Below are 12,327 nucleotides of genomic sequence, written 5' to 3'. Positions count from 1 at the left end.
TCTCCACGGCATGCGATGAAATACACGGTGCGCCCCGCCCATTGGTGCCGCGCCAGGTTCTCGTATTGCCCGGGGCCGACAGGCGCTTCTATAAAAGAATACCAAGAGTCCGATGAGCAATTTAAAGATTTACAACACGCTGGCGCGTGACAAGCAGACCTTCGTTCCCATGGAAGCCGGCAAGGTCCGCATGTATGTCTGCGGCATGACCATCTACGATTACTGCCACATCGGCCACGCCCGCATGATGATGGCGTTCGACGTCATGTACCGCTGGCTGATGGCCTCCGGCTACGACGTCACGTACGCCCGCAACATCACCGATATCGACGACAAGATCATCAAGCGCGCGGTGGAAAACGGCGAGACCATCTCGCAGCTGACCACCCGTTTCACCAAGTACATGGACGAGGACACCGGCGCCCTGGGCATTTTGCCGCCCACCTTGGTGCCGCGCGCGACCGAATACGTGCCGCAAATGCTGGCGCTGATCGAACAGCTCGAAAGCAAGGACCTGGCCTACCAGGGCACCGACGGCGACGTCAACTACGCGGTGCGCAACTTCCCCAACTACGGCCGCCTGTCGGGCAAGTCGCTCGACGACCTGCGCGCCGGCGAGCGCGTCGATGTCAACACCGGCAAGCGCGATCCGCTCGACTTCGTGTTGTGGAAGGCGTCCAAGGAATCGGAGCCGGAAGAAGTCAAATGGGACTCCAAGTGGGGCAAGGGCCGTCCGGGCTGGCACATCGAGTGCTCCGCCATGTGCTCGGCACTGCTGGGCGAACAGTTCGATATCCACGGCGGCGGCGCCGACCTGCAGTTCCCGCACCACGAGAACGAGATCGCCCAATCCGAGGGCGCGTTCGGCCACGCCATGGTCAACTACTGGGTGCACAACGGCTTCGTGCGCGTCGATAACGAAAAGATGTCCAAATCGCTGGGCAACTTCTTCACGATCCGCGACGTGCTGAAGAAATACGATGCCGAAGTGATCCGCTTCTTCATCCTGCGCGCCCACTACCGCAGCCCGCTCAATTATTCGGACGCGCACCTGGACGACGCCCGCGTCGCGCTGACGCGCCTGTACACGGCGCTCGACGGCGTGGAAACGGACGGCGCCGCGCTGGACTGGCAAGAGCCGCACGCCGCCCGCTTCGCCGAGGCCATGGACGACGACTTCAACACGCCGGTCGCGTTGGCCGCGCTGTTCGACCTCGCCAGCGAGCTGAACCGGTCGAAATCGCCCGCCGTGGCGCGCCAGCTCAAGGGCCTGGCCGACGTCATCGGCTTGCTGGCGCGCACGCCGCAGCAATTCCGCCAGGCCGCCGTCGGCGACGCCGACGTCTCCGGCGACGCCGCCATCGACGCCGCCATCGCCCAGCGTATCGAAGCGAAAAAGGCGCGCAACTTCGCCGAATCGGACAAGATCCGCGCCGATTTGCTGGCCGCCGGCATCATCCTCGAAGACAAGCCTGACGGCACCACCAACTGGCGCCGCGCATAATGGTCACCGCCAAGGATAACGAGGGCGGAGTTAGCCCGGTATCGGCCGTGCCGCCGTACTGGGAAGAGGCCAAGATCGAGCTCATGAAGCGTGACCGCATCATGAAAAAGCTGATCCCGCAATTTGGCGACCTGCACCTGGTCGGCCACGACGACCCGTTCACCACCTTGGCGCGTTCCATCGTCGGCCAGCAAGTCACGCCCAAAGTGGCCGACGCCGCCTGGCACAAGCTGCTGCTGGCCTGTCCCAAATGCACGCCCGCGCAGGTCGTCAAGGCCGGCGCCGAGCAACTGTCGGCCTGCGGCCTGTCCAAGCGCAAGACCGAATACATCCTCGACCTGGCCGACCACTTCAAGAACAAACGCGTCCACAGCGCCCAGTGGGGGCAGATGGACGACGAAGCCGTCATCGCCGAACTGGTGCAGATTCGCGGCATCGGCCGCTGGACGGCCGAGATGTTTTTGATCTTCAATCTGTTGCGTCCCAACGTATTGCCGCTGGACGACCCCGGTCTGATCCAGGGCATCAGCCAAAATTATTTCTCAGGCGAACCCGTCTCGCGCAGCGACGCGCGCGAGGTGTCGGCCAATTGGGAGCCGTGGCGAACCGTCGCGACGTGGTACTTATGGCGTAGTTTGGACCCGGTTGCTGTAGAATAATCACTCTAATCGCTGCGCGAGGCCTTTTTGTGCGCGTCACAAGATCGCAACTGAGCCGCAGCTGAGAATAAACTCGGAGGTACAATGACCAAAACGACTTTCCTCAATTTTGAGCAACCGATTGCCGAACTCGATGGCAAAATCGAAGAACTACGATTCGTCCAGGATGATTCGGCCGTCGATATCTCAGAGGAGATCGACCGCCTGGCCAAGAAGAGCCAGCAACTGACCAAGGACATCTACGCAAAGCTGACCCCTTGGCAGGTCGCGCAAATCGCGCGTCATCCACAGCGTCCATACACCATGGACTATGTGAATGAAATCTTCACCGACTTCCACGAACTGCACGGCGACCGCACCTACGCCGACGACCTGTCGGTCGTGGGCGGCCTGGCGCGCTTCAATGGTCAGGCTTGCATGGTCATCGGCCACCAAAAGGGCCGCGACACCAAAGAACGCGCGATGCGCAACTTCGGCATGCCGAAGCCGGAAGGCTACCGCAAGGCCATGCGCCTGATGAAGCTGGCTGAGAAATTCGGCATCCCGATCTTCACCTTCGTCGACACCCCGGGCGCCTTCCCCGGCATCGACGCCGAAGAGCGCGGCCAGTCCGAAGCGATCGGCCACAACCTGTACGTCATGGCCGAGCTCAAAGTGCCGCTGATCGCCACCATCATCGGCGAAGGCGGCTCCGGCGGCGCGCTGGCGATCGCCGTTGGCGACGTCGTGCTGATGCTGCAATACTCGACCTACTCGGTGATCTCGCCGGAAGGTTGCGCCTCGATCCTGTGGAAGACGTCCGAGCGCGCGGCAGACGCCGCCGAAGCGCTGGGCCTGACCGCGCACCGCCTCAAGGCTATCGGCCTGATCGACAAGATCGTCAGCGAACCGCTGGGCGGCGCCCACCGCGATCCGAAGCAGATGGCCACCATGCTCAAGCGCGCGCTGGCCGATTCGCTGCGCCAGTTCCACGGCATGAAAACCAAGGACCTACTGGAAGCGCGCCACGAAAAGCTGATGAGCTACGGTAAGTTCAAAGAAACCACGCCGCAAGAGTAAGCGCGAGCGGCACCGCCGAAACCCGCACACCGCAGGCCAGGGTCGTACCCCAAGGGGTACGACCCTTTCGTCTTAGGGTTAGAGCACGAGATAATCAACCACCGGGAGCGCTGCTCCCGGTTTTGCATTTTGGAGCAGCACTTGAAGAAGCAGCAAATCCCGACCCTGTCCCATATTTTCGAACAAGCCGCCGACGCCGCGTTGACGCGCGTCGGTTCGGGGCAGGGCGGCCGCATCGCCATCGCCCTCAGCGGCGGCCTGGACTCGTCCGCGCTGCTGCACCTGGCGCACGCCTACGCGCAGGCGCACGGCGTGGTGCTGGTCGCCTTCCACATCCACCATGGCCTCAGCCCCAACGCCGACGCCTGGCAGACGCACTGCGAACAAGCCTGCGCCGTGCTGGGCGTCACCTTCGAAGCGCGCCGTGTCGAGCTGGTGCGCAAGGAAAAGACCGGCACCGAGGAAGCGGCCCGCAAATCGCGCTACGCCGCCCTGGGTGCGCTGTGCCGCGAGCACGGCGTCCAGCTGCTGTTCACCGCCCACCACCAGGACGACCAGGCCGAGACCGTGCTGCTGCAACTGCTGCGCGGCTCCGGCACCGCCGGCCTGTCCGGCATGGACGCCGCCAACGCCGCGCCGGACCTGCTGGCCAATCCCGACCTCGTCATGGTGCGCCCGCTGCTGCCGGCCTCGCGCAAGCAACTGGCGGCCTACGTCGCCGAGCATGGCATCAGCCATATCAACGACGAATCGAACGACGACCCGCGCTTCGCCCGCAACGCGCTGCGCCACAAGGTCATGCCGGCGCTGGCCGACGCCTTCCCGGGCTTCCAGGAACGCTTCGCCCGCAGCGCCCAGCACGCGCAATCGGCGCAGCGGCTGCTGACGGAACTGGCGCAACAGGACCTGGCGATGTGCCTGGACGGCGACTGCATCGTCATCGCCAAACTGCGCACGTTGAGTACTGACCGCAGCTACAACCTGCTGCGTTACTGGTTCGGCACGCGCGACCTGCGCATGCCGAGCGCCGCCTGGCTGTCCGAGATGCTGACGCAGTTGCTGGAGGCGCGCGACGGCGCCCAGCTGCTGGTCACGCACCCGGATTGCCACGTGCGCCGCCACCGCGACCGCCTGCACCTGACGCCCAAGCTGGCCGATCTGGAAGGCACGCGCGAGGACGAATTCGACCAAACGCCGGGCACTTCCTTCGTCTGGACCGGTGAGAGCGCAATGGCGTTCCCGGCCTATGGCGGCGTGCTGCACTTCGATGTCGCCGATGCGGGCGCCGGGCTGGACCCGGAATGGTTGCGCGGGCAAAAGTTGGTGATCGAATTCCGCAGGGGGGGAGAGCGGCTCAAGCCGGCGCACAACCGCCCGACGCGCGGGCTCAAGTATCACTATCAGGCGTTGGGCATTCCGGCCTGGGAGCGCGGCCGCCTGCCGCTGGTGCGCGCGGACAAACAGATGCTGTTCGCCGCCGGCATCGGCATGGATTGCAATCAGCTAACCGAGGGGGCGGAGCGCATCGCGTTGCGTTGGCAAGCGGCATAAAAATTTCCTTGCATTCGCCGAATTTTGTATGTGCATATGCTTATACGGTATGACTTTATGAGCTTTTTGACTTGTTATTTTGCACTGCGGCATGTAGAGTTAAGGGTTCCATTTACCTTTATTTGAGCGGAAACCTCACTGTTATGGCTTTAATCGTGCACAAATACGGCGGTACGTCGATGGGTTCGACGGACCGTATCAAGAACGTCGCGCGGCGTGTCGCCAAGTGGCATGACGCCGGGCACCGCATCGTCGTCGTGCCATCGGCCATGTCCGGCGAGACCAACCGCCTGATCGGCCTGGCCAAGGAAATCCAGGCGCAACCGGACCCGCGCGAACTGGACATGATCGCCTCGACCGGCGAGCAAGTCTCGGTCGGCCTGCTGTCGATGGCCCTGCTGGCGATCGGCAAGAAAGCGGTCTCCTACGCCGGCTGGCAAGTCGCGATTAAAACCGATTCCGCCTTCACCAAGGCCCGCATCCAGTCGATCGACAACGAAAAGGTCAACCGCGACCTGGACGACGGCAAGATCGTCATCATCACCGGCTTCCAGGGCGTTGACGACAACGGCAACATCTCGACCCTGGGCCGTGGCGGCTCGGACACCTCGGCCGTGGCCATCGCCGCCGCCATGAAGGCGGCCGAATGCCTGATCTTCACCGACGTCGACGGCGTCTACACGACCGATCCGCGCGTCGTCTCCGAAGCGCGCCGCCTGAAGGCGATCACGTTCGAAGAGATGCTGGAACTGGCGTCGCTGGGCTCGAAAGTGCTGCAGACCCGTTCGGTGGAATTCGCCGGCAACTACCGCGTGCCGACCCGCGTGCTGTCGTCGCTGACCGACCCGCTGCTGGATATCGAAGAAGAAGCCAACTCTGGCACCCTGATTTCGTTTGAGGAAGATACAAACATGGAACAAGCAGTCATCTCCGGTATCGCGTTTAACCGCGATGAGGCCAAAATCACCGTGCTGGGCGTGCCGGACCGTCCTGGCGTTGCGTACCACATCCTGGGACCGGTGGCCGACGCCAACATCGAGGTCGACATGATCATACAGAATCAGTCGGTCGACGGTAAAACGGACTTCACCTTCACCGTGTCGCGCAACGACTACCAGCGCGCGGTCGACGTGCTGACCGGCACCCAGGCGGAACTGGGCGCGGCCAGCATCACCGGCGACGCCAAAGTATCGAAGATCTCGGTCGTTGGCGTGGGCATGCGCAGCCATGTCGGCGTCGCCTCGCAGATGTTCCGTACCTTGTCGGAAGAGGGCATCAACATCCTGATGATCTCCACGTCGGAAATCAAGATCTCGGTGTTGATCGACGAAAAGTACATGGAACTGGCCGTGCGCGCGCTGCATAAAGCGTTCGAACTGGAAAAGGCTTAATTTTTTCGAAAAAAATGGTCTGGTTTCCTTGACCAGATCAATCCCGGTCTATACCATTGCGGTCGTCTGCTCTGGTGAAGTTTGGCCGGATGGACAAGGTTGAGCAATCAACTGGGAGACGTGGCCGAGTGGCCGAAGGCACATCCCTGCTAAGGATGCATACGGCTTATACCTGTATCGTGGGTTCGAATCCCACCGTCTCCGCCAAGAATCAGAAAAAAAGCCCCGGCAACGGGGCTTTTTTTCGTCCATGCCATCGGCTTAACCGATGTTGGGGCGTATTGTCAGAATCTGGGCCAGTGTGCCGATCGGCCCCGTTTCATCATAAATGGTCGAACTGGTCAGGCCCAGTCCGTCAACGCCAAACGACACCGACGTATCAAAGCCCAACCATTCCCCGCGCGGCGTCGCGAACAGATGCGCCGTCAGGTCCAGGTTGGGGAAGGCCACTTCGGTCGGCGCGGCGCGCACGGCCATGCCGTTGGCGATATCAAACAGCGATGCGGCGCGGGCGAGGGGGCTGACCGGTTCGTCGTCAAGCAGCGGCTGGCGGGCGCGTGCCCAATACGCCGCCCGGCCGGGCTCCTCGGACGCGCGATGCACGTCGATGGTGGCGATAAAGCCGCCCGGCCAGACCGAGGAGGGATCCCATCGCGGCATCCCCTCGGGACCGGGTATTGCGCGAATGGCGTTCCCGGCGATGGCGCCCGTATCGTTCGGTTTGACCAGCCAGGCGCGGGCCCGCAGCGCCGCGCGCCCGTTATGCAGCAGGGTCGCCTCGACCAGTTCGATGGTCCGGCCCGAGCGCAGTGACTGCACCTCGGTCTGTACCTCCCCGATCGGGATCACGCCGAGAATGTCGAACGCCAGGCGGCCGATTTTGAAGCCGTTGCCGCGCAGTGCGCAGTCCAGTTCGATGACATGGGTGAGTAGCCCCATCGGCGCCGCGATGTGTTGTTCGTGGACGCTCCAGGCTCCGCCGGTGTGCTCGGTGGCTTGAAAGTTAGTATCGCTGAGGCGGTTGAAGTAGGCCATGTCGGGTATCCGTTCCAATGCGATCCACTTTGGCCGCATGATTGATCAAATCGCTATCATAAGCCAACCTGGTGAAAGCGGGAAAATGCACATATGTGGGGCGTACCCTTGACCAAGCGGCTACCGATCTATATCATAACTCGCGTCCACATTGCTGCTTCACGGCAAGTGGTCATAGTTGAGTGATCGACTAGGAGACGTGGCCGAGTGGCCGAAGGCACATCCCTGCTAAGGATGCATACGGCTTATACCTGTATCGTGGGTTCGAATCCCACCGTCTCCGCCAGAATCAATAAAAAAGCCTCCCCTGCGGGAGGCTTTTTTATTTGCTTCGGACGAAGACGGTGCGCCAAGGCGGCCGGTTCGAAAACGTAGCGCCCTAGCGGGCGCGAGGCTATCCGAATCGCCCAACTGCTGCCGCAACGCGGCAGCTTCGCGCGCCGAGGGCGCGCGTCCTCCCTCTAGCTAATAAAGCGCGCCGCACGAGCCAATAAACCTCCTTTCCCCCTCCATCCGCCACTCGTAAGATAACCGTAAGGCAATCATATCGCTCCACCAATAGAGTTCAGTCCGCAGGGAGCGCGTTGCGGAACGCGTCCCGTCCCCGGAGGCAGACATGAATGCTCGGCTTGAAATGGTGAACCACGACAACGTCCCGGCGCCGCTCGCCGACTGCCTGCGCAGCGCCGCGGCATCAATACTGTGCAGCCCAACCTTCGCCAAAGCGCCGCGCATGCGGCAACTGCTAGCCTTCCTGATCGACGCCGAACTGACCGGCAGCGCCGGCCAACTGAGCGAGTACGCCATCGGCCTGGCGGTGTTCCGGCGTGACCCGCGCGTCTACGACACCACGCTCGACCCGGTGGTGCGCGTCCAAACGGGGCGGCTGCGGGAGCGCCTGGCCGCCCATTACCGCGCCGCCGGCGCGCCTGACGGGCTGGAAATCTCGATTCCAAACGGCGGTTACGCGCCGCGTATCGCCGCGCCGACCACGGCCCCCGGCCGCGACGTACGGCTGCAACTTGCGCCGCTGCGCGACCTCAGTCGCGTGCAAGGCAGCGATGCCTTCGTGTGGGGACTGGAGGACGAACTGGGCGCCAGGCTGTACCGGACATTCGGCGAGGGGATCACGCTTGGCAATGTCGGCGCCGGCGGCGGTGTGGCGGATTACCGTCTGGAGGGCGGAATCCGGGTCGAAGGACGCCGCGTGCGCGCCTGCGTGCGGCTAGTGGAGGGGGGCGCCGGGCAGGTCGCCTGGATGTCGCAGTTTGACGGCGACGGTGACCTGGGCATGGCGCTGCAGGAGGAGCTCGCAGGCGCCATTTATGACGGCCTGCGGCGCCACCTTGCGGGTGGGCCTAGTTGCGCACGTTAGTCTCTTGCGGATCGAACTTAAATTTTTCTTTCCCGTTTGCGAAATGCAGGTAGTACTTGTATTGACTCAGCGTAAGGTAGGGATCCATGACCATCAGCGACAGCTTCTTGGGGCCGGGCAAGGTGTTCAGGGTGGGGCTGCCCATACCTACCGCGCTAATTTCCGTGATGGTCCAGCCGGCCTTGCTTGTCGCGTAGTCCAGAATGAACAAGCAATCAGTGGGGCAGGTGATATTCAAGCTGATCGACGGACTCGTCACCGGTCCGTTGCTTGCTTCGTCGAAGTAGGTAAATTGGACGTTGTGGCCTGGTAGGATCGACACCAGGACGGGGTACTGCGCTGCGGAAGTGGTCATGCTATTCCTTAATGGTGGGGGGGAGGGATTGCAGATAAGCCCGGTCGAGGTAGCCAATCTGCTGGAGGCGGGCGGCGGCCAGCTGTATCGCCGGCCGATCGCCCAGACAAGTGTTGACTCTGCTCCACAGTTCGAGCACCTGGTAGTTGCGTGAGGCGGTGACCTCGTCCTTGAGCATGCCATGAATCTGTTGACAAATAGAAATTGCCAACCTGGTGTCGCCTTGATTTCTCTGTAACGACGACGATAACAACAGCGCTTCGGCCAGCGCGAGCCGGCCGTTTAAATTGCCTGGATTGCTGTCATGCAGCGACTTCAATGTCGCCACCGACACCTTTAGTTCCTGCCCGGCGGCGACGTCGTGTCGCGCGGCCATTAGCGTGGCGGCGAGATGAGCGCGGGCGGTGGCCGCGCGGCGCGCCCACAACACGTTCTTCGGATCGAGCAGCGTCATCTCGTGCAAGGTGTGTCGCACGGCCGCCAGCCGCGATGCCATCTCGGCCGGCCGCGCCGTGCGCGCCAACAGCCACAGCCGCTCATGCTCGATGTGTGCCTGCTCGGCCTGCCACTGGCGGTGTTTGGGATCGTTCTCCAGGATGTTCGCGTACAACCGTCCCGCCTGTCCGTAATCGCGCAACGCGTCCGCGTCCATGCCCAGCGCCATGCCGATGAGCGCGCGATGTTGCAGGGCCACCGCGTGCCGGTGGGTCCACAGCGCCTCCTCGGGCGCGCCCTCGGTCAGCCGCAGCACCAGCTGCATTTCGTCGGCGTACAATTTGCGCGCCTCCTCGAGCCGTCCCAGCGACTGGGTGGCCGACGCCAGCCACGAATAGCTGTCGGCCAGCTCGGCGAGCACGGTGCGCGAGGACGGCTCGCGCACCAGGGCGCGCTGCTTGAGCGCGATCGAGGCCAGAATCTCCGGCACCGCCAGGTCGGGCCGGCCGCGCAGCAGCGCCAGGTTGCCCAAGTTGTTGTGGGCGTAAGAGCGTTCGACCCACCACTCGGTGTTGTCCGGATCGCGCTCGTATAACAGGTCGGAAAAGCGCAGGTAGTCGCGCCAGGCAGCGTCGGCCGCTTGCAAGTTGTTGCGGTCCTTGTGCAACTGGCCGATCCAATAGGCGTTGGCGCCGAGGTTTTTCAATACCTGGAGGTCGCCGGGCGCCTGCTGGTGCTGGCGCATCAGGATCGTATTGGCCTGGTTGAGCGCGTCGATGGCCCCGGGCGAGTCGCCTCGCGAGCGGCGGATCTCGCCGATCATTTGCAACCCTTTGGCGCGCAAGGTCAGCGCTGACGCGTTGAGGTCGTCGTTGCTGGTGCCGCGCAGATACTGCAGCGCCTTGCCGCTGACGCTGTCGAGGAAATCGAGCCTGCCGAGCGGCCGCAGCTTGTCGGTCAGGTCGCCCAGCATGAAATCGACCAGGCCCTCGGCCTGTTCGCGGCGCGACTCGGCCGAGCGTTTGGCCGACAGCGCGCTCAGGCCCAGCAGCGAGGCCAGTAGCGCTAGCGCCACGATCAGCGTCATCGCCGCCAGGCGCAACCGGTCGCGCTGGCGGGCCCGCCGCGCCGACGCGACGATGCATTCGACCTCGGTGTCGGTGAGCGTCACCACGCCGCCGTGGCGCAGCAGCTCGGCCTCGGCCAACAGCGTGCCCTTGGGCAGCAGCAAATCGCCGGGACGGCCCTCGTCGTGCCAGCGCCGCGCGTGCTGGGCCAGGCGGCCGCGCGCCCGCAGGGCGTCGCGGTGCGTCTCGATCCAGTCGCTCATGCGCGGCCAGCGCCGCAGGATGGCCTCGTGGGCGATGCCGAAGACTGGCGTGCCGGCCACCAGGTCGCTGACGAACAGGCGCGCCTCGATCAGCGCCTCGACCGCCTGCCGCGCCGCCTCGTGGGGCAGCGCGGTCCAGGCGGCCCGCTGGCTGCCCAACTGTTCGTCGTCGTTCGACAGCACCACCACCTGCGCCATGATGCGGGGCAGGGCGTCGCGCTGCGCCGCCGTCAGGCCCAGCACGACCTGCTCGGCGCGTTGCCCGATCGCGCCCTCGAGTTCGCCCAACTGGCGGAACGCTTCGAAGCTCAGCTCGCCGGTGACGGTGCGCAGCCGGTACAGCTCCTGCAGGCAGTATTGCAGCATCGGCAGCGCGTCGGGGCTGTTGGCGGCGCTTTCGCACAGCACGTCGTCTAGCCGCGCACGGGTGTGCGGATCGATGCCAAAGCTGAGCCCCGCGGCTGCGGCCGGGGCGCGGATGATGTCCGGAATATCGTTAAAGCCAGGCGGCGCCAGATCGAAGTGGCCGCCGAGGCGCCGCGCTTCGCTCAGCAGTGGAATCTTGGCGATGCTGGGATAGTAATCGTTGCGGCAGGCCACCACCACCAGCATGGCCGGACTGCGCGCCAGCTGTTCGAGCGCGCGCATGAAGGCCGCGCGCGCGGGCTCGTCGATGCGCGCCGCGTTGAACAGCACTTCGAAGCGGTCGATGAACAGCGCGAACCGCAAGCCCGGCCGCGCGCGGGCGTGCGATGCCAGCACGGCGGCCAGTTCGGCCACCACGCTCTCGCAGCCGTGCTCGAGCCGCGTGCCCAGCGACAGCGCATTTTCCCCGGGGAGCGCCAACTGCTCGCCCCATTCCAGGTCCAGCAAGGCGCCGGCCAACGCGGTCGTCAGTGTTTGGCTGCCCAGGTCGATCAAGTCCAGCGTGGTGGTGGCCAGCACCGCCAGCTCGCCGGTGGCGCGCGCCGGCGCCAGACCGGCCAGCAGACCGGCCTGGATCAGCGAGGTCTTGCCCGACCCGCTGGGACCGAGCACCAGCGTGAGCGAGAGGCCGCCGCGCGCCTGCGCCTGGACGGTGCGCGTCAGCTGGCGGGTTGTGTCGTCGCGGCCGAAAAACACCGCCGCGTGGGCCTGGTCGAACGCCAGCAGTCCACGAAACGGCGTACCGTGTTCCCAGTTGCCGGAACGTTTGTCGCCGTCGGCGAAGAAGTCGAGTGGCGCCACCGTGCGGTAACCGCGCTTGCGGATGGTGGCGATGTAGGTGGGCGCGCCGGCGTTGTCGCCGAGCAGGCGGCGCAGGTGGGCGATGTTCTTGTGAACCGAGCTGTCGCCATGGAATGCTCCGCCCCAGCAGCGCTCCAGTAAGTCTTCGCTGCTGACGATGTCTCCGCCGGCGGTGCACAGGGCCAGCAGCACCTCCATCGTGCGCGGCTCCATCTGACGCCGCTCGCGCACATTGGAGATCGCGTTCAGGGACGGTTCGACCAGCCAGTCGCCGAAGCGGAACTTCGCCGTCACGCTTGGCGACGGCGGATGGGATGCGGCTTGGATGCTCGGCTGTGGCATGGCAGGTTTCGAGAATACTAATCTTAGCATTTTAGTACCGTCCAGCCGCGCCGAGGTTGTTATC

Annotated in this window: 9 protein-coding genes and 2 tRNA genes; 8 read left to right on the top strand and 3 right to left on the bottom strand. The window is 64.2% G+C overall.

Features of this window, described 5'->3' with window-relative positions; genetic code table 11:
- Positions 1–112: 112 nt before the first annotated feature.
- The 6 genes from cysS (at position 113) to NHH88_22530 (ending at position 6,371) form a co-directional block, all read left to right on the top strand.
- Entirely contained in the window at positions 113–1,504 is a 1,392-nt protein-coding gene (cysS, locus tag NHH88_22555; GenBank protein ID USX12457.1) for a cysteine--tRNA ligase, read from the top strand.
- Positions 1,504–2,163 carry a DNA-3-methyladenine glycosylase gene (locus NHH88_22550; GenBank protein USX12456.1) on the top strand — a complete coding sequence of 220 codons (660 nt, stop codon included), beginning with the start codon at positions 1,504–1,506 and terminating at the stop codon, positions 2,161–2,163. The genes cysS and NHH88_22550 overlap by 1 nt, the downstream gene beginning before the upstream one ends.
- A gap of 84 nt (positions 2,164–2,247) precedes the next feature.
- Positions 2,248–3,222, top strand: a complete 975-nt coding sequence (locus NHH88_22545; GenBank protein USX12455.1) for an acetyl-CoA carboxylase carboxyltransferase subunit alpha — start codon at positions 2,248–2,250, stop codon at positions 3,220–3,222.
- 141 nt (positions 3,223–3,363) lie between these two features.
- Complete coding sequence (tilS, locus tag NHH88_22540) at positions 3,364–4,773, top strand: tRNA lysidine(34) synthetase TilS (GenBank protein ID USX12454.1); 1,410 nt, start codon at positions 3,364–3,366, stop codon at positions 4,771–4,773.
- 143 nt (positions 4,774–4,916) lie between these two features.
- Complete coding sequence (locus tag NHH88_22535) at positions 4,917–6,164, top strand: aspartate kinase (protein ID USX12453.1); 1,248 nt, start codon at positions 4,917–4,919, stop codon at positions 6,162–6,164.
- Positions 6,165–6,278: 114 nt separating this feature from the next.
- A tRNA-Ser gene (locus NHH88_22530) sits at positions 6,279–6,371 on the top strand.
- A gap of 54 nt (positions 6,372–6,425) precedes the next feature.
- Here NHH88_22530 and NHH88_22525 read toward each other — a convergent pair.
- Positions 6,426–7,199, bottom strand: a complete 774-nt coding sequence (locus tag NHH88_22525; GenBank protein USX12452.1) for a thioesterase family protein — start codon at positions 7,197–7,199, stop codon at positions 6,426–6,428.
- 193 nt (positions 7,200–7,392) lie between these two features.
- On the opposite strand from NHH88_22525, the gene NHH88_22520 reads away from it, so the two are divergent.
- Both NHH88_22520 and NHH88_22515 read left to right on the top strand, forming a co-directional pair.
- A tRNA-Ser gene (locus NHH88_22520) sits at positions 7,393–7,485 on the top strand.
- A gap of 330 nt (positions 7,486–7,815) precedes the next feature.
- Positions 7,816–8,574: a hypothetical protein gene (locus tag NHH88_22515; protein ID USX12451.1), complete on the top strand. Its 759-nt coding sequence runs from the start codon at positions 7,816–7,818 to the stop codon at positions 8,572–8,574.
- On the opposite strand, the gene NHH88_22510 is transcribed toward NHH88_22515, so the two are convergent.
- Together NHH88_22510 and NHH88_22505 are read right to left on the bottom strand one after the other, a co-directional pair.
- Positions 8,558–8,929 carry a hypothetical protein gene (locus tag NHH88_22510; GenBank protein USX12450.1) on the bottom strand — a complete coding sequence of 124 codons (372 nt, stop codon included), beginning with the start codon at positions 8,927–8,929 and terminating at the stop codon, positions 8,558–8,560. The genes NHH88_22515 and NHH88_22510 overlap by 17 nt on opposite strands.
- Before the next feature lies 1 nt (position 8,930).
- The gene (locus NHH88_22505) at positions 8,931–12,263 is read right to left on the bottom strand and encodes a winged helix-turn-helix domain-containing protein (protein USX12449.1); all 3,333 of its coding nucleotides are present in this window, start codon (positions 12,261–12,263) and stop codon (positions 8,931–8,933) included.
- Positions 12,264–12,327: the final 64 nt, after the last annotated feature.

It is taken from the genome of Oxalobacteraceae bacterium OTU3CAMAD1 (assembly GCA_024123915.1).
In the GTDB taxonomy this organism is placed as follows: Bacteria; Pseudomonadota; Gammaproteobacteria; order Burkholderiales; family Burkholderiaceae_D; genus Rugamonas.
This window is presented reverse-complemented; position numbering and strand designations above follow the sequence as displayed.

What these genes read in the sequence shown, in the direction of transcription:
- NHH88_22545 (USX12455.1), top strand. Translation starts at nt 2,248, where the DNA reads ATGACCAAAACGACTTTCCTCAATTTTGAGCAACCGATTGCCGAACTC.
- NHH88_22535 (USX12453.1), top strand. Translation starts at nt 4,917, where the DNA reads ATGGCTTTAATCGTGCACAAATACGGCGGTACGTCGATGGGTTCGACG.
- NHH88_22505 (USX12449.1), bottom strand. Translation starts at nt 12,263, where the DNA reads ATGCCACAGCCGAGCATCCAAGCCGCATCCCATCCGCCGTCGCCAAGC.
- NHH88_22510 (USX12450.1), bottom strand. Translation starts at nt 8,929, where the DNA reads ATGACCACTTCCGCAGCGCAGTACCCCGTCCTGGTGTCGATCCTACCA.
- NHH88_22525 (USX12452.1), bottom strand. Translation starts at nt 7,199, where the DNA reads ATGGCCTACTTCAACCGCCTCAGCGATACTAACTTTCAAGCCACCGAG.
- NHH88_22515 (USX12451.1), top strand. Translation starts at nt 7,816, where the DNA reads ATGAATGCTCGGCTTGAAATGGTGAACCACGACAACGTCCCGGCGCCG.
- cysS (USX12457.1), top strand. Translation starts at nt 113, where the DNA reads ATGAGCAATTTAAAGATTTACAACACGCTGGCGCGTGACAAGCAGACC.
- NHH88_22550 (USX12456.1), top strand. Translation starts at nt 1,504, where the DNA reads ATGGTCACCGCCAAGGATAACGAGGGCGGAGTTAGCCCGGTATCGGCC.